Genomic DNA, 22,148 nt, shown 5'->3' with positions numbered 1-22,148 from the left:
TTACCATATCGGTTTTATTCGGACGGAGCTTTTATGATTACGGGTAGCCTTGTCGCACTGGTCACGCCCATGCATCCAGACGGTGAAATTCACTGGGAAGATCTGGACAAGCTGGTGGACTTTCACCTGGATAACGGTACTCACGGCATTGTTGCCGTCGGAACCACCGGCGAGTCGGCAACGCTGGATCCGGAAGAGCACTGCCGGGTAATTGGCCACATCATCAAGCGGGTTAACGGTCGTATCCCGGTAATCGCCGGCACCGGGGGCAACAGCACCCGCGAAGCGATCGAGCTGACCACCGAAGCCCACAAACTGGGCGCTGATGCCTGTCTGCTGGTGGTGCCGTACTACAACAAGCCCACCCAGGAAGGCCTGTACCGCCATTTCAAAGCCATTGCCGAAGCCGTCCCGGGCATGAGCCAGATGCTGTACAACGTGCCTGGCCGTACCGCGTGCGACATGCTGAACGAGACCGTTCTGCGCCTGGCTGACATCCCGAATATTGTCGGTATCAAAGACGCCACCGGGAACATCCCCCGGGGTGCCGAGCTCATCCAGGCACTCGAGGGCCGACTTGCCGTGTACTCGGGTGACGACGCCACCGCCGCCGAGCTGATGCTGGCGGGTGCCAAGGGCAACGTGTCGGTGACCGCGAACGTGGCACCCAAAGGCATGTCACAGCTGTGTGAAGCCGCCATTGCCGGCAACCGGGAGGAGACTGAGCGCCTGAACGAGCTGCTTATGCCGCTGAACCGCAAGCTCTTCCTCGAAGCCAACCCGATTCCGGTAAAATGGGCCCTGCATCGGATGGGAATGATCGGCGAGGGCATTCGCCTGCCGCTCACTCCGTTGAGCGAGAAGTTCCACGGAGAAGTGGAAGATGCCCTCAAGGCCTCAGGTGTACTCTGAGATTGTCCAAACGTTTCCAAGCCCGGAGTCACCTGATGCAGGTTCCACAGAGAACCGGTAGTACCCTCATGTCAAAGAAATTGCCCCTGTTCCAGCGTGCTGCGGCCGTGTCCGGCGTTCTGCTGCTTACGTCAGTTGCCGGCTGCAGCCTCGTTGAAGACCGCTCGGAGCGGTATGTGAATGCGCCGGAGGGGCAGCCGCTTGAGCTGCCCGAATCCGCTGACAAATCCCGCTTCAGCCAGACCATGCCGATTCGCGACGTCAAGCCCGCGGACGCCAGCAAGATGTACCCGTCCGACATCCCTCGGCCCCCGGACATGACCTCCGATATCCTCGACGAGAATTACGCGATTGAAGAGCTCGACGGACGTGTCTGGCTTTTGGTGAACGACGTGCCCGGCCGGCTCTGGCCAGCGGTCAACAGCTACCTGAGCGATCGTGGGCTGGGTGTCAGTTTTGATAGCCCGCAGCTCGGGCTGTTGCAGACCGAACTGGTGAATTTCAGCAAGCGTGCGCGGCAACTGGCGGAGCTGCCCGACAATCCGTCCGCCGGTGAACAGAAAGTGCTGGTGCAGGTCCGGATGGCGCCGGGCGTTCGTCGCAAGACCACCGAGATACAGGTCCGCCGGGTGAACGTTGAGGATCAGCCCGATGAACTGATTCCCTGGAGCACCACCGCCGAACTCACAGAAGAAGCACTGGCGTTCCAGAAACGGCTGCTGGCAGACATGGGTGACTTCCTGCGTGCCCAGGAAGAAACCAAGGCATTCTCCCGGGCGGCCTCAGGAATGGTGAGCGATCCCCTGGTGAGGCTGATCTCCGAGAACGACGAAGCCGTGGCCATCCGCATGGAGCTGGATTACGGGCGCTCCTGGGCCGAGGTGAACCGGGCCCTGGGCGATTCTGGGATTCCGGTGGTTGACCTGAACCGCAGCGAAGGATGGTTCCAGGTGGACTTCCGTACCGAGGATGAGCGCGACCCTGGCTGGTTCAGCTGGTTCAGTTCAGAGTCCTCACCAGAGCATACCCACACTGTCATGCTTCGCCAGGAGGCAGACGTCGTTGTGATCTCGGCGCAGCAACTACCGGGTACCGAGGCCAGCCGATCGCCGGCCGAGTTGCTGGAACAGCTGTTCGATTACCTATACTGATTGAGAAGGTGGCCGCCCGTGGCGGCCGTTTTTCGGAGATTTCTAATGGAAAAGCGCGAAGAACTCTACGCCGGCAAGGCAAAATCCGTCTACCGTACCGACGATCCCGAGCGGTTCGTCATGGTGTTCCGGGACGATACCTCGGCCTTCGACGGAGAAAAGAAAGAACAGCTGAATCGCAAGGGCATGGTGAACAACAAGTTCAACGCCTTCATCATGGAAAAGCTGGAAGCCGCCGGCGTGCCGACGCATTTCGAGGGTCTGCTGTCGTCTACCGAATCTCTGGTCAAGAAGCTCGACATGATTCCGGTGGAGTGCGTCGTTCGCAACGTGTCTGCGGGCAGTCTGTGCCGCCGGCTGGGTGTTGAGGAGGGCAAGGCCCTCAATCCGCCCACCTATGAACTGTTTCTCAAGAACGATGCGTTGCACGACCCCATGGTGAATGAGTCACTGGCGGTCAGCTTTGGCTGGGCCACTGAGCAGGAACTCGGCCAGATGAAGACACTCACCTACAAGGTGAATGATGTGCTCAAGGCACTGTTCGATGATGCCGGAATGATGCTGGTCGACTACAAGCTGGAATTTGGTCGCAGCGGTGGCCAGATTGTTCTGGGCGACGAATTCAGCCCGGACGGCTGTCGGATCTGGGACAAGGAGACCCGCAAGAAAATGGACAAGGACCGTTTCCGCCAGGGATTGGGCGAGGTTATTGAAACCTATGAGGAAGTCGGTCGCCGGCTGGGCATCCAGTTCGACTGATTACCACTCACTACAATTCCAAAAGGTGCGTTATGCGTAAACTGATGCTAGCTGTAGGCGGTTCACTGATTCTGGTGGCGCCGATGTCCCAGGCCGATGTGGTTGGGCTGGGTGCCAGCGTAAGTTACTGGGATTCCGATCTTTCCGGTAAGGCCGCCACAAACAACGATGTGGTGGATGTTGAGAACGATCTGAACCTGGACAACGACACCAACGCCAATGCCTCGCTCTACGTTGAGCATCCGGTGCCGGTGTTGCCGAACGTTCGTCTGAACTACACGCTGGTCCAGCAAAGCGGCCAGGGTGAGCTGGGTGCGGATTTCGGCGATATCACCACGGTAGGTACCGGTGTGGACGTGCGCTCGGACCTGGATCTGGAACAGCTCGACTTCACCTTCTATTACGAAGTGCTCGACAACTGGGTCAACCTCGACCTGGGCGTGACGGCGCGTGACCTGAGCGGTGAGCTGGTGGTCCAGGAGCAGGCCGGCGCCAATCGGGTGAACCGCACGGAAGTGGATGCCGTGATCCCCATGGGCTACCTCGCCGCGCGCTTTGATCTGCCGTTTACCGGTGTTTCCGTGGGTGCAGAAGGCAACCTGATCAGCTATGACGGCGATTCCCTGCACGATTTCAACGCCTTTGGTCAGTTTGAGATCGCGCTGGTTCAGTTGCGGGCGGGTTACCGCCAGATGTCGATCGATTACGAAGACGGAGACGATCGGCTGGACGTTGAGATTGGCGGGCCGTTCGTTAGTGCGGGCGTAACCTTCTGATCCCGACATAGACTCCAGGGAGAGACACTTGAAGATTCTTGTCACCGGTACTGCCGGCTTTATCGGATCGCACCTTGCCCATCGGCTGCTTGATCGCGGCGATGAGGTGATTGGCGTGGATAACGTCAACGACTACTACGATGTAAACCTCAAGGAGGCCCGGCTGGCGCGTCTGAGCGGCAAGAAGGGTTTCCTGGAAGTACGTCAGGATGTCGCCGACCGTGCATCCATGGCGTCGCTGTTTGCCAAGCACCGGCCCGACCGGGTGGTGCACCTGGCGGCCCAGGCCGGTGTCCGTTACTCCCTGGAGAACCCCCACGCTTATGTGGACGCAAATCTGGTGGGGTTCATGAATATTCTGGAGGGCTGTCGCCATAATGGCGTGCAGCACCTGGTGTACGCCTCCAGCAGCTCCGTCTACGGTGCCAACGAGACCATGCCGTTCTCGGTGCACGACAATGTGGACCACCCCCTCAGCCTCTACGCCGCCTCCAAGAAGGCCAACGAGCTGATGGCCCACACTTACAGCCATCTGTACAACCTGCCCACCACCGGTTTGCGGTTTTTTACCGTCTACGGACCCTGGGGCCGGCCGGACATGGCGCTGTTTATCTTCACGAAGAAGATCCTCGCCGGGGAACCCATCGACGTGTTCAACCACGGCCATCATCGCCGGGACTTCACCTACATCGACGACATCGTTGAGGGTGTCATCCGCACCCTCGATCATGTGGCGGAACCCAACGATGACTGGAGCGGCGCAACGCCGGATCCTGGCACCAGCAAGGCCCCGTACCGGCTGTACAACATCGGCAGCAACAATCCGGTGGAGCTGTCACGCTTCATTGAGATTATCGAGGCGAAGGTCGGCAAGAAGGCCGAGAAAAACCTCCTGCCACTCCAGCCGGGCGATGTGCCGGCCACCTACGCCAATGTCGATGACCTGATAGCGGACGTCGGTTACAAGCCGGCAACGCCCGTGGAAGAGGGCATTGGCCGGTTTGTGGACTGGTATCGGGACTTTTACCAGGTATAACGTTCAGTCAGCAGCCACTGCCTCAAGGCAATGCCGGATGGGCGCAGGAATGCTGACCGAACGGTTCTCTTCGCGATCCACAAACACATGTACCACCTGGCCGACCGCTGAAGCTTCGCTGTCCGATTCCCTGAATATGCCGAGCTCGTAGGTCACCGAACTGTTGCCCAGTTTCAGGACCCGGAGGCCGACCGATAGCGCGTCGGGATAGGCCACCGGCCGGCGGAACTGGCAGGACGAGCTCACCACAAAGCCCACCACCGGCGCGTTGTGTATATCCAGGCCACCTTCTTCAATCAGATACCGGTTGATGGTTGAGTCGAAATACGAGTAGTAGGTGACATTGTTCACGTGCCCGTAGACATCGTTATCCATCCAGCGGGTGGATACCGGGTAGAACACCCTGAATTGGTCACGTTGCATTATTTGTCGCCTCTTAATACGCCGCCTGGTAGATGGCCAGGGCGTCTGCTTCCGTCACTACCCTGGGATTGTTCACGAGCAGTCGGGTCTGCTTCATGGCGTCCGCGGCCAGAACGGGCAGATCCGGTTCGTTAACGCCCACCTCGCGAAGTGTCTGCTCCAGGCCCAGATCCGCACTCAGTGCCTCGAGGCGATCGATAAACTCCCGGGTTCGCTGCTCTGCCGGCGTTGAGGCAAGATCCGGAAAGGCATCCGTTGCCAGCACTGCATAGGACTCATTACAGAGCTCGGCGTTGAAGCGCATCACATGGGGCAGCACCAGGGCGTTGGACAGGCCATGGGGTACATGGAAAATGCCACCAATCGGATAAGCCAGGGCATGGACAGCGGCGACCGGAGAGTTGGCAAAAGCCTGGCCCGCAAGCATGGCTCCCAACAGCATGTCGGAGCGCGCCCGGACATTCCGACCGTCCTTCACCGCGGTTTCAATATTCGCGCCCAGCAATCGCAGGGCTTCACGAGCGAGCGCCCGAGAGACGGGATTGTTGTTGGCGGAGGCCGAGGTGTAGCTTTCAATGGCGTGCACCATGGCGTCGATGCCGGTAGCGGCGGTGACATGGGCCGGGAGCCCCAGCGTCAGCTCGGCATCAAGCAGGGCGATGTCTGGCAGCAGCTGCGGTGCCACCACGCCTTTCTTCTCGGTGTCGCCGACCGTGATGATCGAGATGGGCGTCACCTCCGAGCCGGTTCCCGCCGTGGTCGGAATCTGGATCAGCGGTAACCGCTGCCCCTTGGCCTGACCAACCCCATACACGTCATCGAGCTTTTCGCCACCGCCAATGAGCAGTGCGATCAGTTTGGCCACATCCATGGAGGAGCCACCGCCAAAGCCGATTACGCCATCGATGCTGGAAGCGCGTGCCTGCGCGAGGGCGGCCTCCACCACCGAGACGGGTGGGTCGGCGACCACGTCTCCGAATAGCTCGTAATGCACGCCGGCCTCGTTCAGGGAGTTGATAGCCGAGTCAATGAGGCCTGCCTTCACGAGGCCGGGGTCGGTAACAAGCAATACCCTGGCGCCGATCTGCTCCCTCGCGAGAGTCCCGAGGCGCTTGATGGCTCCGGGCTCGCAAATGACGCTTTTGGTGGTGTTGAAGGTGAATGCAGTCACAGGGTCCTCCAAAGTCAGCGAAGCCAGCGTAGTGGAATGTTGGAAGACTAACACGGTTAGGCGTCCGATGGTTTGCTTCGCAGACGGATGGGGCAGGGGAAAGGGTCAGCCGGGCGGGCTGACCCGGCGGGCGTTAGTTTTCCGGGACATAATGCAGGTATGATGAAGGGGTCTTACCCGCCCTGCCGATGTTCACGAACGATTGGATAATGAAAACGATGGTTCTCTTCCGGTCAAAGGCTACAGCAGTCTACATACGGAGCTGCTTCAGAGATTGGCTCCCAGTGTGTCTGTGCGCCAGCATCAGCTGCTTTGCAACGTCAACGTCCGCAGATCCGGGAGGTGAAGTAGCGGAGCAAGACAATCAGGTAGCCTCTATCCATTATCCACCAAAGGAGGGCGGTGAGGAGCGTGCTGGTGGCCCTTCGGTGCGGCCCACAATTCATCTGACAGCGCCTGAAGATGCCTTCGTGCAAGATGTTTCAATCAGGGTTTTGCGTAAAGCCTACGACAGGTTGGGTTACGAGCTCGTTGTCCACAAACTCCCCAATCTTCGCTCATTGATATCCGCGAACAACGGTACCTACGATGGCGAAGTGTCGCGGGTTGCCAATTTGGCCTCGATCTATCCGAATTTGCATACGGTACCGACAGCCATCAACGTTGTTAACGTGGTTGCAGTTGGACAGCCCGATAGCCCTGACATCCAGAGAATTGAGGATATTCGAGACGATCCGCTGTGCGTGAGAGGCGTTGTCATAGTAGAGCACCTGGTCAACGCCCATCGCATCAAGTGCATGTTTGTGGTCAACATCAATCAGGCGCTGGCAATGGTCAGTCTCGGAAGAGCGAAATACACGCTACTGCCCGATATCAACGCACGAATCTCCGTTTTGCATTCGCCCTTCACGAATGTGGAGGTAGTGAGCCCCGTACTTCATTCGGAAGCGTTGTATCATTATTTACACAAGAAAAATCTGAGACTTGTCGAACCACTCGATAAAGTATTGAGTGAGATGCGGTCGACGGGAGAGATAGACGAGATACGCTCGGATTATTTCAACAGCATCCCGGGTCGCGCGGGTACGGGCCTGGAGGACAACAACAGGTTCTAAGCAGGCGTCGGGATCAGTAAGTAACCGCTCGGGGTGTTATCTGTGCGGACACAAAAAAAGCCACTTGGCTTTCGCTCTAAGTGACTTTTTTCTTGCAGGGATGGTAGGACCACGCGGATTCGAACCGCGGACCTCTACCATGTCAAAATTGGGTTTTTGTCCCCGTAACTGCCTAAAAATGCTCATAAATTCGCGTAAGTGCGACGTATTTAGCGCATATTTTGCCGCAACGCGATATCAATGACTTACATACTGTATGTTGAGAACAAGGCTTTCGACCTTTCCTACCTGAGAATGAAATCTTATCGCTCATTTCAATGTATAGATTATTGCCATTCTCTCGAACTCCAGGCAGCGACAGACCGAATTTTCTAGCTCTGAATGAACCAGAAATATTGAGGAAGAGGCAATTCTGCTCAGTCATCGAGAGTTCTCTGCTACTGTTGAGGTTTAAGAAAAGTATTTCCGCTGCGCTATAGGGAAGCGATTCCGCTGATTCGAGATACTGAACTAGCGGGAATTCAATAAGGATGTGATATGGATAAATTGGTCTGGGTGCTGATATTTCCTCTTCTATTATCTGGATGTGGATTGATTCGTTACTCCGATTATGAAGGAGGGGAGGTTTGGTGTAGCGATCGGTACTTACACGATTTGCCTGCGCCCTTCGGCGAGAAGCAGCTCAGGATTGCGCGGCGGGGATATATCTACGCTCTGGCTTCAACGCTCGTGCTGCAAGGCGGCAGACCGGAAGACCGCGATCATTATTTTGCAAGACCAGCGCGTTTGGTGGAGGTAGATCGACCGGTACGAGATAGGTCCGGTTTTGAGGTGGCTACCTTCGAATTATATTCGCAGAAAGATCCCGTGGATTTGCAGGAAATCATCATCGCATTCACTGGATCCAACGATCTTGACGATTGGTGGGAAACCAACCTCTTGTTTAGTAAGAGTCAGTTCAAGCTGGCTGTTCGCTACGTGCAGCAAATACATAATAGATATCCGAATGAAAGGCTGGTGGTGGCGGGTTATTCCCTAGGAGGGGCCTTAGCAGTGCATGTGGCTAAGAATCCCATCACTAAAAACTTCATATCAGAGGTCTGGGCACTAAACCCAAGCCCTAAAAGCTATTCAAACAGTAATATGGACGCTCGCATCTGGCTGGCGGCCGATGACGACGACGCGGCCAAAATCTTGCGATGGCCAATATTCAGGATCCTGCCTGGGATTTACCGAATCGGAGCCTACGAAGACCAAACTGCCGAGGACTATTACCTTGTCGAGTCCAACAACATTTATGGTCATTTCCGGTGGGTTTTGACCCGCAATCTCCTCTTTGCTGCAGACCTCGCAATCTATAAAGAAAATGGCGCAGAAATTACCGAGCCGTTAGCGATCTTGAAGAAATCTCACTTTGAAGCATGCCCCACTCATAGGGGGTTGGCTGAGAGTGGCAATGACTCTGATCGTCCCTAATAAGGCTTTGCCGAACTTTGGCGGAAAGGGCAAAGAGCTGCCTTGGTGAGGCTCTTAAAAACTTACTATTTATAGGCCAGGTAGGCCCTGATAAGGAGGTATGGAAAAAATTAAAATGACACGTGTAGTTTTAGAACAGTTTTAAGGGAAGTGGGATGCCTAGTTATCGAAGAAGAGCGACAGACATTAGACGTTCACTTGAAGAGTTCGAAAAGACTCAATTTATCGCAACCGTTATCCAGTACTTGAATGAGGACGGTCTGTCGCGATTGGATTTCGCAGGAAGAATGCCTCACCTCTGTTTCCTTCTGATTGAATGGAGATTTCAAGCGGAGCGCACGGAGGGAAGAAGAGAGTGCACGCCCAGCGATATCTCGCGCTTAGTTCGCAAACTAAGTGATTTGCAACCCATTGCTATGGCCAAGCCAGGTCAGCGAATCGATCATCTGGGTTTGAGCCGGATGATGATTAGTCAGTATTGGTTTCAAGAGCATCCCGTTGTATGGAATTACGAAATTGTTAGATATCACCTTCTTCTCCTAGGACAAGGCGCTTCCACTTGGTTTAGGGAAGCTTTCTACAGTGAAACAGATATTAATCTAAATGATTTTTTGATGTTTTGCCTTGCCTTAAATGCCTATTTTCAGCACAAGAATGGCCTATTGGCGTACGGTAGCCTGATATCTTTATTTGTACCGCATTATGACATTAATTATTTGGCCAAGATGATTAGTTTGTTCGGAGGAAAATTCACTGATATCGAAGCTAAGCTTGGCGAATTTTACGAACAGAGTGTCGGCGAAAATGATTATTTCCGGGAAACTAGACTCATGGATTTTCCTATTATACTGAGTGAAAGCAGGGCCCTAGTAATCCACAAAACAGTTAGTTCACGTGGCATTGGTCGAATCGTTGCAAACATACTCAAGCGCGTAGACAGTCAGAAGTTCAGAAAAAAGTTCACGAAAGAATTTGAGAAGCATGTCAATGGCTTGGCTGATGGTCTATCCGGTGATCTCGTTTTGGAATCACAAATCCGTGAAGAGTTGGTACGTCAGGGCAAAAGGTCGAAGGTTGTTGATTGCTATTTGACCCAGGACGATTTTGAGCTATTTATAGATGCTAAGGGTGTAGAGCCTAAAGATAGTCTAAAATATTCGGGTAATGTGGATACTGTCAAGAGGGCTCTGACCGATAACGTTCTGAAGGGCGTGGAGCAGGCATGCGAAACAAAACTTAACTACTCATCGAAAGCCAATAAGATCGAAGAGAGATTTGTTGTGGTTGTCGTTAATGAGGCTCTGCCTTTCTCTTATGGAGCTGGCTTAGAAAGAGCTGTGGGTGGTGTATTCGACTCGGTTAGAGCAACCTATGGAGAGGTGTTTAAACCCGAAAACATATTCTTCCTGGCAATTGATGAGTTTGAAGGGATGGTCGCCCTTGATCAAAAGGAAGGCATAAACGTTTGGGATGTTCTCCAATATGCGGCGGCTGCTAGCTCTACACCTAAGACTGCGAAATACCGTTTTCGTCAGTTTTTTTGGGATCTAACCGGAGAGCGGAACGGTGAACGAAAGAGCCCAATTGCCACGGATCAAATGGCTGAGCTTTCCAGCGGAATCTTGAGCGATGTTGAAAACATAGCAGACGAGTGTTCGGAATTTTGGCGCACTAGGGGGACCACGGATCAGAGAGTCCGGCTTTTTGTCCAGTTATTGAATGTTCTTAACCAAAAAATCGGGGTTTAGGTACACCGACTGACTTTTTAATGAGTGACTCTCTCTCCTAAGGGAACTCCCCGTTCGAAAGCGTGCGTATAACAGCCTCCAGCTGCCCAATTTTTTTGTTGTCTACGGCGCAGTCTACTGGTCGAAGTCCATTTAGAGACGGCAATGGTGTCAAAAACCAGATTAGAGCTGTCTCCAGGTCGCCTTCGTAAATTTCAATTACATCACAAAGGCTTCGTTGCATTGCAAGTTGTAAGGCTGCTGTTGCCGTACTCTTCATTCTTGATCCTTCCCATAGGATTACTTTGGAATAGCCTAAGCCGACGGATGTATTTCAGCGGAAAGGCAAGCTCACCTTTGGTGTAACAGGATCGACTTATCTCGTGGAAATGTGGTCGCTGCTCTAATTTATTGGCTTTCCGATGCTGAAGAGGGTCCAAATCGAGAGGCGGAAAACTCGGATTAGAGTTTCAGTCCCCCCAATTAAATAATAATTGCAATACCTAAACTTGAAGTTCAACTTTGGGATTTTCTTACCGGCGACTCGCGACCTCCGCTAAAATACCCGGCTGCCACATCAAAATATCGAAGCCCTAATTGTGCAAACTGCTCACGGGCATAGAATTGAAATCGATCAGCAAGCTTAATTACGGAAATAGTGGTTCTTATCGTTTGCCAGTTATCTGACATGCAGGAGAGGTCATAACGTACAAATTTAGCCAATGTAGGCCATCCATCATACTCGTTTTCTACTATTACCTGAGCACCGTGAGGGTTGAGAGAATCGGGAAAGATAGAAATAAATTCAGCTTTAGAAATTATCCCATCGCCTAGATCATCTGGCAGTTTATCGTGACAAGTGCAGCCTCGTTGCTTTCGCAGAGTATCAACCAAGACATACCAGGTTAACTCCAAGAAGAACGGGCAGAAACCTATTAATTGCGATGGGCACAATTCATGTCTATCCCGACCGGTTAGGATGCTGTCACCAGCTAGCTTATAAATTCCAATAAATTTAATATTGTTTAACATGACTATCGCTTTTCGTTATTTCCTTCTAAGTTTCAAAATAACAGCCAATTTTCGAAAAAATTGCGCATTCGAAACATGATTATTTTATCTGTGGACCCGTTTTTTTAAGTAAAAATGCAACTAGAACCTCTTTTTATGGTAGGAATTAGTTTGCATTAATAATGTGTTTTCTAGGTCAGTTCATAACTTCAGACAGTTTTTTGGAATTTCGACGTTACGATCTAAAGAAAATATATTCTCAATAGAAGGTTTGGGGTTTATTTCAAAACCGTTTTTCCTAGCTAAAGCCTCTAATGCCAGGTTGGTTGAATATATCTCAACAGCGTTTTTAAGCGTATCAATACCGATTTCTAAAGAATCTCCCTTTTTTTGATGATGAAGCAGTGTTATCACACAATACAGTGGGCCAGCTAAATAGGATCCCCGGTTATTAGTAACGGATTTTTCAACGGGTTGCATCTCAAAAACCTCATTTAATTCATGGAGGATTGAGTCAGGGAGGTTCTGGGGCAAGAGTCCGACCGTTCCCTTAGAAGCAACGTGTTGTTTTAAAGCTGAAACAAGCTTTGTATACATAATATGAGCCAGCCTTCATTTAGATTAGTGTAGGATAATTAAATGATAAAATAATTTTTACTATCTGTTTTTCGAAGAAAGTGTATTTTTTTCTGAAAGTCAGTCAAGACCTGTGGTTTCTTTAACAAGAAACAAGGTTACAAATGAAAGAAGAGCTGGCCTGTATGGAGCGCTATTAATACTTTTAACTAAATAATAGGCATTGTTTAAATTTGTAAACGCTTCTCCTTTTGTGAAATTTTCTTTCTTTTGGGATGTGCGGCAGAACTATTTATGCCGTTTCCATAGGTAATGCTATTGGAGGTATTAGAGATAGCTGAGAGAAAGAGGGTCCTGATGGATTTCAGATATGGGAGGGAAAACGGTCGTTTGTTGGACGCTCCGACTTACCGAGCCAAAACGCCCGATTTCGCCTTGTTTGATGTCCAATAATCACGTACAACAATCTATGACCACAAAAGGTACCTTTTATGATCATAGGTTATGCGCGTGTTAGCACGCAGGACCAAAATTCCGAACTCCAGGTGGATGCCCTGGAACAAGCAGGTGCTGAACAGGTCTTCCAGGAAAAGTTTACCGGTAAGCTCCGAGAACGACCGGAGCTGTCGCAGTGTCTACGCACTCTCCGAAAGGGCGATGTTCTGGTTGTTTGGAAACTGGACCGGCTGGCCCGGTCTCTGAAGGACTTAGTGGAGATCGTTCAGGATCTCCATGATCGGAAAATCGGTTTCAAATCATTGACGGAATCCATCGACACCACCAGTTCAGGCGGTCGCTTGGTGTTCCATATATTCGGTGCCTTGGCTGAATTTGAGCACGACCTGATTCGGGAGCGGACCATCGCTGGATTGGAGGCGGCTCGGGCCCGAGGGCGAAAAGGTGGCCGGAAGCCAGCCATGTCAGACACCGATGTAAAGAAAGCGGCAGCCATGCTGTTAGACCCGAACATCACGAAGAAAGAGGTGGCCGAACACTGACGCGTTCGGTCTTTACTGCGCATAATCTGAGGTTATGGTGAAACGGCTCTGGGCCAGGGAGCCAGGCCTCTCCCTGGCGCGTCACACCACTGGGCAGGTGTCGCGTTTGCCTGGCATCCATGCCAGCTCTGAGCCCCGATCCTCCTGATCAACTGACTCGACAACATTATCGAGCTGTTGAACGCCAACCGTAAGACGATATGGCTGTAAATCGGTTGGGAAATTTCCTACATCGGCAGTCGCAGTCGTCGGCATACAGTCAGTGTCTGCGTGAAACGGAGCCTGAAGTATTTATGGTCGGCGGCATTGGAAAGGGGGAAGAATTTATGATTGCTCTGTGTCGATTCCAGACCGCCAGGATTTCGCTACTAAACATAAGCGAACATTCACGGCTGCTCTTTCGCACACGCTTCTTTCAACAAAAACACTTCGATATTTATCAAATCGTCTAACTGAGAAGCTGGCTTTTTGGTTTGGCTATGTACTGCAAGAAGGCCCGGGCTGTTCTTGGCGTTTGGAATGTCTTGTCAACAGCGCAAAGAAAAGCAGAACAATCAAATTGCCTCTTGCACATCTACCTACTAATAGGTAGATTAATTGGCGCATGTTTAATGACCAACAGAGGCAATCAATGAAAATCTACGATATCGAAGGCTTCCCGAACCCGCTCCGCGTTCGCATCGCTCTGGCAGAAAAAGGCGCAACAAACCAGGTGGAATTCGTCCCGGTCGATGTCATGGGCGGCGAGCACCGTTCCGAGGCGTTCAAGACGAAAAACCCGGATGCCACCGTGCCCATGCTGGAACTTGACGACGGCACCTGCATCGCCCAGTGCAATGCCATCACCGAATATATCGACGGCGTCTTTGATGGTCCGTCCCTTATGGGTACAACCCCAGCGGAGCGTGCCCGTATCGCAATGATGAATCTGCGGGCAGAAAACGGTCTGATGAACGCCGTGGGTGCCTATTTCCACCACGCGACCCCGGGGCTTGGTCCGGATCTGGAAACCTGGCAATGCGCTGAGTGGGGTAATAAACAGAAAGAAATTGCCAGCGCAACCATGGCCTACCTTGACAGCGTTCTGGCGGACAACGAGTTTCTCGCAGGCGACAGCTTCTCGGTCGCAGACATCACCGCCTTTGCCGGCCTGGGGTTTGCGGATTTCGCGAAGGTTGACATTCCCGAGTCTCTGACCAATCTCCAGGCCTGGCGCGCAAAAGTCGCAGCCCGTCCTTCAATTGCCGGGTAATCCGAAACCTTCGGATTTAATGCAAGCGCTGAAAACATGAAGGGCACAAAAGGGAGGAATATCATGGAGATTAATGCAGATTTCTCCAAACCGGTGGTTATGCATTCCGACCAGATTGAATGGCAGCCCTCGCCCATGAAAGGGGTGGAGCGGCGCATGCTGGACCGGATCGGGGACGAAGTTGCCCGCGCCACGACCATCGTGCGTTATGCGCCGGGCAGTCATTTCTCGGCGCATACCCATACCGGTGGAGAAGAATTCATCGTACTCGATGGCGTGTTCCAGGACGAGCACGGTGACTTCCCTGCTGGCACCTACGTGCGCAACCCCCCAACCACGTCACATATTCCGGGCTCTGAAACGGGCTGTACGATATTTGTGAAACTGTGGCAGTTCGACCTGGCCGACCGCACCCAGTTCAGCAAGAATATGGAGGCCGAGCTGGGCGCCCCAGTGGGCGGCGTTGCCACCGCAAAGCTGCATGAGGACGATCGTGAGATCGTGACCTACAGCCAGCTCGATGCGGGGGCGACACTGACCTCTGAGGCGCCCGGCGGAATCGAACTGCTGGTGGTCGAAGGTTCGGCTATCAGGGATGGCGAGGTGCTGGCCAGGCATGACTGGCTGCGCCTCCCTGAAGGACACAGGTTGTCCGTGACGGCCGGGGACGACGGCGCCAAGATCTGGATGAAAACGGGGCACCTGCGATTTGCCGGGGCACCGAGGGTATAAGCCCGGCAATAGCGGGATTGAAAAGGCAGACAGGTGAACAACCATGAACCGTGATACCAGAACAGCCCTGATGGATCTTGCCGAGCACACCGTCCGGTCACGGGGCTTTGACGGGTTCAGCTACGCGGATCTGGCCGAGGCCATCGGCATTCGAAAGGCCTCGATCCATTATCATTTCCCCACCAAGGCGAAGCTCTCCGAAGCCTTGATCGAGCGCTATCAGACCAGTCTGCAGCAGGGTCTGACCGAGATAGACGCAGCCCATGCCAGCGCTGGCGCGCGCCTCAAGGCACTCATTGCCCTGTACCGCGGGGCGTTGCATGATGGCCAGACCGTGTGTCTGTGCGTTGCCTTTTCGACCTGCCGCGAAAGCCTGTCCGACACCGTTATTGCCAGAGTCGGCGCCGTTCGCGCAATGGTTCTGCAGTGGATTACGGCAACGTTTGAACTGGGACAAAGGGATGGATCCGTCTCGGCCATCCTGGGTCCCGCCGATGAAGCGCAGGCGACCCTGGCGATGCTGGAAGGGGCCCACCTTGCCGCGCGCACCGAAGAAGACCTCGCCGTGTTTGATGCCGCAACGCGACTGCTGCGCGCCCGCTGCCAGTAACGACGGGACAGGAATCGCGCTTTGATGTACAGAATCGCTACGCAAATTGACTCATAACGAGCGAAAAGGAGCAAACAGATGATGAGCACCCTGAAAACAGCACTGGCAGCAGCCACGCTGTCACTCACTGTTGCAAGTACGCAGGTACTGGCAGAAACGCAAACCAGAACCATCGAGTATCAAGTCGGCGACGAGACCTTCACCGGCTACATGGCCTGGGATGATGAATTCGGGCAAAAGCGTCCGGGGGTTCTGGTGGTCCATGAATGGTGGGGGCACAATGAATTTGCCCGGAATCAGGCAGAACGACTTGCCTCGGCCGGCTATACGGCGTTTGCGCTGGATATGTATGGCTCTGGCAAACAAGCCGACCATCCCGATACCGCCCAGAAGTTCATGCAGGAAGCCACTCGGGACATGAGTCAGGTCAAGGCGCGCTTCATGAAGGCGATGGACATCCTGAAGAACCACGAAAGTGTTGATGCGTCCCGAATTGCGGCACAGGGTTATTGTTTTGGCGGCGCCGTGGTTCTCAACATGGCGCGCATGGGCGTCGATCTGGACGGCGTTGTCAGCTTCCACGGCGCGCTCGGCAGCCCCCTCACGGCTGAACCCGAGTCCGTGAAAGCCAGGATCCAGGTGTACACCGGCGGTGCCGACAAGCTGGTCCCCTCGGATCAGGTCGCGGGCCTGGTCAAGGAGATGCAGGATGCCGAAGTCGACCTGACACTGGTGAGCTTTCCCGGAGTACTGCACTCATTCACCAACCCAGGCGCCGACAAGATCGCCGAGGAGTTCGGCATGCCGGTTGGTTATGATGAAGAGGCTGCCAGCCGTTCCTGGGATGGCACCATGCGTTTCTACAAGGCCATCTTCACCCAGTAACACAAGCGAGTGCAAACAAACCGAAACCGGCAGTATTTACAGTGAATTCTGGAACACCAACCGAAAAGCATGATGAGGTGCAACATGGCAACTGAGAGTTTACCACTGTTCGATGGAGACAATCGTCCAGGCTACAAGTCGCTGGGCAACTCGGGGCTGTTCGTATCCGAACTGTGCCTGGGCACCATGACCTTCGGCGGCGATGAGGACATCTGGGGCCTGATCGGCCAGTTGCAGCAGGAACAGGCCGACGAACTCGTGAAGATCGCCCTGGAGGCGGGGGTCAACTTTATCGATACCGCCAACATCTATGGTTTCGGCGCCAGTGAGCGCATCGTCGGCCAGTCCCTGAAGAATCTCGGCGTTCGCCGCGAAGATGTGGTGCTGGCGACCAAGGTGCTCGGCCCCATGGGCGCAAGCCCCAATGCCCGTGGTGCTTCCCGCGGCCATATAATGAGCGAATGCAAGGCGAGCCTGGCGCGCCTGCAAACGGATTATATTGACCTGTACCAGATCCACGGTTTTGACCCGGCCACGCCGATCGAGGAAACTCTGGAGGCACTGAACACCCTGGTGCAGCAAGGCCATGTGCGTTACGTGGGCCTGTCCAACTGGGCCGCCTGGCAAGTGATGAAAGCCATCGGCATCACCCGGGCCCGCAACCTGTGCCCGATCATATCCATGCAAGCCTACTACACCCTCGTAGGTCGCGATCTGGAGCGGGATATTATTCCGATGCTGAAATCTGAGAACGTTGGTCTGATGGTGTGGAGCCCACTGGCCGGGGGTTACCTGTCCGGTAAATACGAGGGGCCGGACGTTTCCGAAGAAAACCGGCGCGCCAAGTTTGACTTTCCACCCGTCAACCGCGAGCGGGGCAGCGAAGTCATCAAGGTTATGCGGGAGATTGCCGATGGCAAACAGATCGACGGCGAACCGGTCAATGTGGCACAGATTGCCCTGTCATGGCTGCTACACCAGAAGCCTGTGACCAGCATCATCGTTGGCGCCAAGCGGCCCGAGCAGCTCAGGGACAATATCCGCGCGGCCCAAATCCGCTTGTCCGACGATGAACTGATAGCCCTGGATGAAGTCAGCCGCCTGCCCGAGGAGTACCCGGGCTGGATGATGGCAATGATGGCCGGGTACCGAAACTCTACCGAGTCCTGATTCCAAAACCGACCCAACCCAACCCAACCTTCACATCGTGCTGCGCCCCGACGGCGCAGCCGCTATGCTGGAAAAACCGTTAATGCTGTCAAAACTTAGACGTCCGTGCCTACTGGCCACTTCGACGACTCTCCTGGCTGCTTCAACACCTGACTTTACCGGTTCTGGTGTTGGCGGCAAAACAGGTCGTGTCTAAGGGTTATTTCAGAACTCAATCACCTTCCTGGAAGACTTAAGTGAAATGTAATTGCTAACAAAATTGGCGCTCATTCAAACCTACCTCAATCTTCCATCTGTAAGCGAAACCAAAGAGCATAAAGCGCCGGCACAAACAATAGCGTGATCAGAGTGCCGACCGCCACGCCACCGATAAGGACATAAGCCAGCGGCCCCCAGAACAGGTCAAAGGTCAGAGGAACAAACGCCAGAACGGCCGCCAGGGCGGTGAGTACCACGGGTCGGGCACGCTGGACTGCCGCCTCGACAACGGCTTCCCGGGCAGCCATCCTTGCTTTGAAGTTGTCCTGCACCTGCTGCGTCAGAATCATGGTATTTCGCATCAGGATGCCGCCCAGGCCAATCAGCCCCAGCAGCGCGGTAAAGCCAAAGGGTTGATTAAACAGCAGCAAAGCCAGCACAGCCCCGATCAGACCCAGTGGCGCGGTGGCAAGAACAGTCAATGTGCCGATAAAGGAACGCATCTGAAGCATGATAAAGATCAGCATCAACGCCAACATCACCGGTTGTAATGTCTGGATTGAAGCATTGGCTTTGGCTGATTGTTCCACCGTACCGCCGATTTCAATACGGTAACCCTCCGGCAACTGTTCGCGCAGGCCCGTCATCGCACTCCATATCTCCTTGGTAACATCCGGTGGCTGGGCACCTTCTACATCGGCCTGAACGGCCAGGAAGGGGTCACGGTTGTAACGCTTTATGACGGGGTCCTCGTAACGAACCTGCCACTTGCCCAGTTGCTGTACGGAAAGTTTGCGGCCGTCGCGGGTTTTGATCTCAAGATCTTCCGGCATGATCACTTCGCCACGGGCATTACGCGCCACCAGTTGAACGCTCCTTATGCCCTGGCGCAGTTCGGTGACGGCCACTCCGCGGAGTTGGAACTGCAGTTGCCGGGCAACTTCCGCCGGGGTCAGGCCCATCCAACCCAGGTTTTCCGGGTCCATATCAAGATAGAGAGTGGGCACACGCTCATCCCATTCGAGATGCGGCATGACGATATTCGGATGCCCGGTCATGAGAGTGCGGATCTGGTGCGCGATCTCTCTGAGTTGATCGGATTCCGGACCCAGCACACGAAAACTGACCGGCCAGACCACCGGGGGACCGTACAGCAAACGCGTCACCCGCACTCGTGCCTCCGGAAATTCACCCGCCGCGATTCTGGTTTCCAGCGCCGAGATGATGCGATCGCGCCCTTCAACGTCCTGCCCAATGGCAATCAACTTGGCAAATGCCGGGTCCGGCTGCTCGGGGTTGGCCGATACGAAGAATCGGGGTGCACCGGCACCGATGTAAGCGGAAAGGCTTTTCACCTCCGGCATGTCCATCAGAATCGCTTCCAGGCGTCTGACACTTTGATCCGTGGTGGCAATAGCGCTCCCCTGCGGAGCGTAGACACTGATCAGAACTTCGGGGCGATCAGAACTGGGGAAAAATTGCTTCTGCACCTGGGTTGCCATCCCGAAAGCACTGATCGCCAGCAAACCCACTGTGATAAAAACGACGGTTTTCCGGTACTGTACACACGCTGTGATCACTCTACGCAACCGCTGATAAAACGCGCTTTGGTAGAGGTCCTGGCCCGTATGCCCGGTGTAATCGGGCAAGAGCTTGACGCCCAGATAAGGCGTAAAAGTTACCGCCACCACCCAGGAAATCAACAACGAAAAAGCGAGCACCCAGAAGATGTTGCCGGTGTATTCTCCCACTCCGGACTGGGCAAATCCGATGGGAACAAATCCGGCCACCGTCACCAGCGTTCCAAACAGCATGGGCGCGGCTGTTACGCTCCAGGCATGACTGGCTGCCCGTACCCGGTCCCAGCCGCTCTCCATCTTCACAATCATCATTTCAATGGCGATGATCGCATCGTCCACTAACAGACCCAGTGCGATAATCAACGCACCCAGGGTGATGCGGTCCAGGTTTATGCCCGCCATTTTCATCAACAAGAAAGTCAGGCCGAGGGTCACAGGAATCGCAATGCCCACCACCAAACCCGCGCGCAGACCGATCGCCAGTATGCTAACCCCCATCACCACGACCAACGCAACCAGAAACTTGACCTGAAAAAGATCAACCGCCTGAGTGATGGCTTCCGCCTGATCGGTCAGGGTCTGTATTGACATTCCCAGCGGCAGCCTGCCCTGTTCGGCACTGACAAACTCGCGCAGCCGCTCACCAAACTCCAGGCCATTTTCACCCGCGCGCATGACGACACCTAACAGGATCGCATCCTCACCGTTGGAGCGGACGATGTAGCTCAAAGGATCTTCATAACCTAAACGCACCTCGGCCAGATCAGACACGGTGATAAGCTGGTCTCCGATACGCAGAGGTACTGAGGTGAGGCGCTCAAGGTCAGACAGGTCGATGTTGCTGCGGACATAAACCCGCGGGCCGGCAAGATCAACAAAGCCAAGAGGCTGAAGACGGTTGTTGGCCTCTATCGCCTGCAACACCTCTTCTGCCGACAAACCGAGGTTGTTGAGCCGGTCCTGATCAAATTCGAGATACACCCGCTCAGGACGCTCCGCCAGGAGCTGTGCTTTTTGCAAGCCGGGCAGCCGTTGCAAGCGATCCCGTATCGATTCTGCCTCTCGGGTCAGTTCACGCATTGGCATCCCGGGTGCCGTCAGCGCCAGCAGGGAGAAATACACATCCGCGAAATCATCGTTGACGATGGGGCCGATCACACCCCGGGGCAGATTGGGCCTCTCATCGAGCATGCGTTTGCGGACTTGATAGAAGAGGTCCGGCACTTTTTCGCTGGGCGTAGAATCCTGGAATCGGATAACCATGGCGGCCTGCCCGGGCCGGATGGTTGTTTCAATGGTATCGGTATACGCCACCTCCTGAACTCGCTTTTCCAGACGATCCACGACCTGATTCTGCAGCACCTCAGGGGTTGCTCCTGGCCAGACGACAGAAACCACCATCGCCCGGACGGTGAACGCAGGGTCTTCCGCCCTACCAAGGGAGGAGAACGCGTAGAAACCGGCAACAACGGACAGCAAAAGAAAAAAGAGGGTGACCGAACGCTCGCGCACTGCCAGCGCGGAAAGATTCGGTAAGCTCATTGAGCCAGCTCCCGCACCGCCATGCCAGGCGTGAGCAGGTGTGTCCCCAACGCGACGATGGGCGTTCCCGCGTTGATATCGGCCTTGATCTGCGCATACTCTTCACCCAGATCGATCACCTCGACCGCAAGGGGCTTCACCGTGCCATCGGAGACCAACCAGACCTGCGGCGTTTGCCCTCTCTCATCGAGGGCACCCAGCGGTACGCGATGGCTGGGCGCGGTTTGCTTCTGTGCTAACTGGACACTCACCACCGAACCCAGGGTTAAAGATGAGGGGTAGGGCCCCTCCAGGCTGTATCGGGCACGCCAGCTCCGGCTTGCCGGGTCGGCAGCCCCGGCAATCTCTCTCAGGCTCACAGCAAGCTGTTCGCCATTGGGTAAAGGAACATAACCGCGCCTGGGCGGGCTACTGCCCTCTGGCAAAAAAACCTCGACTTCCAGCGATTGATCTTCGGCCAGAACGGCAAGGGTTTGACCGACACCCACAACCTGGCCGGGTTCAACGATGACCTCAGTGACCACGCCTGCATGGGCGGCTTTCAGTTCCGCATACCCCAGGGCATTCTGAGCCTGCTGATTGCGTGCAGAAGCCGTTTGCACCTGGCTGCGCGCCTCACGCTCTGCCAATTCAAGGCGTTGCAGGGTTTGTTCGCTGACAAACTGACGCCCCACAAGTTGCTGTTGGCGCTGGAGCTCATTGGTGGTAATTGCCAGGGCCGCTTCTGCACGCTTCAGATCCGCGGCGGCTCCCTCCGCCGTTGCTACAAGGTCTCGTGTATCGAGTTTGAACAGTAAGTCGCCTTTTTCCACGCGTTGACCGGCATCAATGTAACGATGTTGAATCCGACCGGCGATCTGAAAGGCCTGAGGAACTTCGTGGCGGCCTCGCAGGGTTCCTGAAAATCTGTGCGTTGTTGGGCCGGCGTCCTTTAGTTCAACTGTTTTTACCCAGGGGATAGGGGCGCGGGCCTCTGGGGGCGGTTCCGAAGACTGCTGACAACCAGACAGAATGAGCAGCGAGATAAACAGTGTCAGCATACAGCGCA

The 22,148-nt window shown here is 54.5% G+C and carries 20 protein-coding genes and 1 tRNA gene; 14 read left to right on the top strand and 7 right to left on the bottom strand.

Translation table 11 applies throughout. From position 1 onward, the window contains the following. Window positions 1–33 precede the first annotated feature (33 nt). The 5 genes from dapA to AC0J1C_RS10010 all read left to right on the top strand — a co-directional run bounded on the left by dapA (window position 34) and on the right by AC0J1C_RS10010 (window position 4,634). The gene (dapA, locus tag AC0J1C_RS10030) at window positions 34–912 is read left to right on the top strand and encodes a 4-hydroxy-tetrahydrodipicolinate synthase (RefSeq protein WP_091985791.1); all 879 of its coding nucleotides are present in this window, start codon (window positions 34–36) and stop codon (window positions 910–912) included. Window positions 913–980: 68 nt separating this feature from the next. After that, a complete protein-coding gene (gene bamC, locus AC0J1C_RS10025; protein WP_473043729.1) occupies window positions 981–2,063 on the top strand; it encodes an outer membrane protein assembly factor BamC in 1,083 nt (360 codons plus the stop codon). Window positions 2,064–2,108: 45 nt separating this feature from the next. Beyond that, complete coding sequence (gene purC / locus AC0J1C_RS10020; RefSeq protein ID WP_375191874.1) at window positions 2,109–2,822, top strand: phosphoribosylaminoimidazolesuccinocarboxamide synthase; 714 nt, start codon at window positions 2,109–2,111, stop codon at window positions 2,820–2,822. Window positions 2,823–2,854: 32 nt separating this feature from the next. Beyond that, entirely contained in the window at window positions 2,855–3,598 is a 744-nt protein-coding gene (locus tag AC0J1C_RS10015) for a TIGR04219 family outer membrane beta-barrel protein (protein WP_473043728.1), read from the top strand. Window positions 3,599–3,626: 28 nt separating this feature from the next. Further along, on the top strand, window positions 3,627–4,634 hold the full coding sequence (locus tag AC0J1C_RS10010) for an NAD-dependent epimerase (RefSeq protein WP_473043727.1): 1,008 nt from the start codon (window positions 3,627–3,629) through the stop codon (window positions 4,632–4,634). 3 nt (window positions 4,635–4,637) lie between these two features. Here AC0J1C_RS10010 and AC0J1C_RS10005 read toward each other — a convergent pair whose 3' ends face one another. Both AC0J1C_RS10005 and AC0J1C_RS10000 read right to left on the bottom strand, forming a co-directional pair. Then, window positions 4,638–5,057: an acyl-CoA thioesterase gene (locus AC0J1C_RS10005; RefSeq protein ID WP_473043726.1), complete on the bottom strand. Its 420-nt coding sequence runs from the start codon at window positions 5,055–5,057 to the stop codon at window positions 4,638–4,640. Window positions 5,058–5,070: 13 nt separating this feature from the next. Then, the gene (locus AC0J1C_RS10000) at window positions 5,071–6,228 is read right to left on the bottom strand and encodes an iron-containing alcohol dehydrogenase (RefSeq protein WP_473043725.1); all 1,158 of its coding nucleotides are present in this window, start codon (window positions 6,226–6,228) and stop codon (window positions 5,071–5,073) included. 209 nt (window positions 6,229–6,437) lie between these two features. Here AC0J1C_RS10000 and AC0J1C_RS09995 point away from each other — a divergent pair, with 209 nt between their 5' ends. Next, the gene (locus AC0J1C_RS09995) at window positions 6,438–7,343 is read left to right on the top strand and encodes a substrate-binding periplasmic protein (protein WP_473043724.1); all 906 of its coding nucleotides are present in this window, start codon (window positions 6,438–6,440) and stop codon (window positions 7,341–7,343) included. Window positions 7,344–7,444: 101 nt separating this feature from the next. Here the strand turns inward: AC0J1C_RS09995 and AC0J1C_RS09990 are convergent. Then, window positions 7,445–7,517: transfer RNA gene (locus tag AC0J1C_RS09990), tRNA-Val, on the bottom strand. A gap of 363 nt (window positions 7,518–7,880) precedes the next feature. Between AC0J1C_RS09990 and AC0J1C_RS09985 the strand changes: the two genes are divergently transcribed. Both AC0J1C_RS09985 and gapS1 read left to right on the top strand, forming a co-directional pair. Further along, window positions 7,881–8,819 carry a Tle-like phospholipase domain-containing protein gene (locus tag AC0J1C_RS09985; protein WP_473043723.1) on the top strand — a complete coding sequence of 313 codons (939 nt, stop codon included), beginning with the start codon at window positions 7,881–7,883 and terminating at the stop codon, window positions 8,817–8,819. 155 nt (window positions 8,820–8,974) lie between these two features. Further along, window positions 8,975–10,567 (top strand): GapS1 family protein, encoded by a 1,593-nt coding sequence (gene gapS1 / locus AC0J1C_RS09980; protein WP_473043722.1) that lies wholly within the window; start codon window positions 8,975–8,977, stop codon window positions 10,565–10,567. Between the two features lie 495 nt (window positions 10,568–11,062). Here the strand turns inward: gapS1 and AC0J1C_RS09975 are convergent, their stop codons facing one another. Together AC0J1C_RS09975 and AC0J1C_RS09970 are read right to left on the bottom strand one after the other, a co-directional pair. Then, entirely contained in the window at window positions 11,063–11,578 is a 516-nt protein-coding gene (locus AC0J1C_RS09975) for a hypothetical protein (RefSeq protein ID WP_473043721.1), read from the bottom strand. A 180-nt stretch (window positions 11,579–11,758) separates the two neighbouring features. Continuing rightward, window positions 11,759–12,154: a hypothetical protein gene (locus tag AC0J1C_RS09970; protein ID WP_473043720.1), complete on the bottom strand. Its 396-nt coding sequence runs from the start codon at window positions 12,152–12,154 to the stop codon at window positions 11,759–11,761. A gap of 470 nt (window positions 12,155–12,624) precedes the next feature. Between AC0J1C_RS09970 and AC0J1C_RS09965 the strand changes: the two genes are divergently transcribed. The 6 genes from AC0J1C_RS09965 (at window position 12,625) to AC0J1C_RS09940 (ending at window position 17,780) form a co-directional block, all read left to right on the top strand. Next, window positions 12,625–13,131 (top strand): recombinase family protein, encoded by a 507-nt coding sequence (locus AC0J1C_RS09965; protein WP_473043719.1) that lies wholly within the window; start codon window positions 12,625–12,627, stop codon window positions 13,129–13,131. Between the two features lie 631 nt (window positions 13,132–13,762). Next, a complete protein-coding gene (locus tag AC0J1C_RS09960; protein ID WP_041654905.1) occupies window positions 13,763–14,383 on the top strand; it encodes a glutathione S-transferase family protein in 621 nt (206 codons plus the stop codon). A gap of 63 nt (window positions 14,384–14,446) precedes the next feature. After that, the gene (locus AC0J1C_RS09955) at window positions 14,447–15,115 is read left to right on the top strand and encodes a cupin domain-containing protein (RefSeq protein ID WP_008170339.1); all 669 of its coding nucleotides are present in this window, start codon (window positions 14,447–14,449) and stop codon (window positions 15,113–15,115) included. 43 nt (window positions 15,116–15,158) lie between these two features. After that, complete coding sequence (locus tag AC0J1C_RS09950; RefSeq protein WP_008170337.1) at window positions 15,159–15,725, top strand: TetR/AcrR family transcriptional regulator; 567 nt, start codon at window positions 15,159–15,161, stop codon at window positions 15,723–15,725. Window positions 15,726–15,803: 78 nt separating this feature from the next. Then, complete coding sequence (locus tag AC0J1C_RS09945; protein WP_008170335.1) at window positions 15,804–16,610, top strand: dienelactone hydrolase family protein; 807 nt, start codon at window positions 15,804–15,806, stop codon at window positions 16,608–16,610. Window positions 16,611–16,694: 84 nt separating this feature from the next. Continuing rightward, window positions 16,695–17,780 (top strand): aldo/keto reductase, encoded by a 1,086-nt coding sequence (locus tag AC0J1C_RS09940; protein WP_058091238.1) that lies wholly within the window; start codon window positions 16,695–16,697, stop codon window positions 17,778–17,780. A gap of 281 nt (window positions 17,781–18,061) precedes the next feature. Here AC0J1C_RS09940 and AC0J1C_RS09935 read toward each other — a convergent pair whose 3' ends face one another. Together AC0J1C_RS09935 and AC0J1C_RS09930 are read right to left on the bottom strand one after the other, a co-directional pair. After that, a complete protein-coding gene (locus AC0J1C_RS09935; protein WP_058091239.1) occupies window positions 18,062–21,100 on the bottom strand; it encodes an efflux RND transporter permease subunit in 3,039 nt (1,012 codons plus the stop codon). Then, a complete protein-coding gene (locus AC0J1C_RS09930; RefSeq protein WP_227510245.1) occupies window positions 21,097–22,140 on the bottom strand; it encodes an efflux RND transporter periplasmic adaptor subunit in 1,044 nt (347 codons plus the stop codon). The genes AC0J1C_RS09935 and AC0J1C_RS09930 overlap by 4 nt, the downstream gene beginning before the upstream one ends. Window positions 22,141–22,148 lie beyond the last annotated feature (8 nt).

The sequence above is a fragment of the Marinobacter sp. E2 genome, assembly GCF_055755345.1.
This window is presented reverse-complemented; position numbering and strand designations above follow the sequence as displayed.

Bases quoted from the DNA above. Each gene is read 5' to 3' on its own strand.
- AC0J1C_RS09945 (WP_008170335.1), top strand. From the start codon at position 15,804: ATGATGAGCACCCTGAAAACAGCACTGGCAGCAGCCACGCTGTCACTC.
- AC0J1C_RS09960 (WP_041654905.1), top strand. From the start codon at position 13,763: ATGAAAATCTACGATATCGAAGGCTTCCCGAACCCGCTCCGCGTTCGC.
- AC0J1C_RS09930 (WP_227510245.1), bottom strand. From the start codon at position 22,140: ATGCTGACACTGTTTATCTCGCTGCTCATTCTGTCTGGTTGTCAGCAG.
- bamC (WP_473043729.1), top strand. From the start codon at position 981: ATGTCAAAGAAATTGCCCCTGTTCCAGCGTGCTGCGGCCGTGTCCGGC.
- AC0J1C_RS10005 (WP_473043726.1), bottom strand. From the start codon at position 5,057: ATGCAACGTGACCAATTCAGGGTGTTCTACCCGGTATCCACCCGCTGG.
- AC0J1C_RS09940 (WP_058091238.1), top strand. From the start codon at position 16,695: ATGGCAACTGAGAGTTTACCACTGTTCGATGGAGACAATCGTCCAGGC.
- AC0J1C_RS09970 (WP_473043720.1), bottom strand. From the start codon at position 12,154: ATGTATACAAAGCTTGTTTCAGCTTTAAAACAACACGTTGCTTCTAAG.
- AC0J1C_RS09975 (WP_473043721.1), bottom strand. From the start codon at position 11,578: ATGTTAAACAATATTAAATTTATTGGAATTTATAAGCTAGCTGGTGAC.
- AC0J1C_RS09950 (WP_008170337.1), top strand. From the start codon at position 15,159: ATGAACCGTGATACCAGAACAGCCCTGATGGATCTTGCCGAGCACACC.
- dapA (WP_091985791.1), top strand. From the start codon at position 34: ATGATTACGGGTAGCCTTGTCGCACTGGTCACGCCCATGCATCCAGAC.
- purC (WP_375191874.1), top strand. From the start codon at position 2,109: ATGGAAAAGCGCGAAGAACTCTACGCCGGCAAGGCAAAATCCGTCTAC.
- AC0J1C_RS09955 (WP_008170339.1), top strand. From the start codon at position 14,447: ATGGAGATTAATGCAGATTTCTCCAAACCGGTGGTTATGCATTCCGAC.
- gapS1 (WP_473043722.1), top strand. From the start codon at position 8,975: ATGCCTAGTTATCGAAGAAGAGCGACAGACATTAGACGTTCACTTGAA.
- AC0J1C_RS10015 (WP_473043728.1), top strand. From the start codon at position 2,855: ATGCGTAAACTGATGCTAGCTGTAGGCGGTTCACTGATTCTGGTGGCG.
- AC0J1C_RS09995 (WP_473043724.1), top strand. From the start codon at position 6,438: ATGAAAACGATGGTTCTCTTCCGGTCAAAGGCTACAGCAGTCTACATA.
- AC0J1C_RS09935 (WP_058091239.1), bottom strand. From the start codon at position 21,100: ATGAGCTTACCGAATCTTTCCGCGCTGGCAGTGCGCGAGCGTTCGGTC.
- AC0J1C_RS09965 (WP_473043719.1), top strand. From the start codon at position 12,625: ATGATCATAGGTTATGCGCGTGTTAGCACGCAGGACCAAAATTCCGAA.
- AC0J1C_RS09985 (WP_473043723.1), top strand. From the start codon at position 7,881: ATGGATAAATTGGTCTGGGTGCTGATATTTCCTCTTCTATTATCTGGA.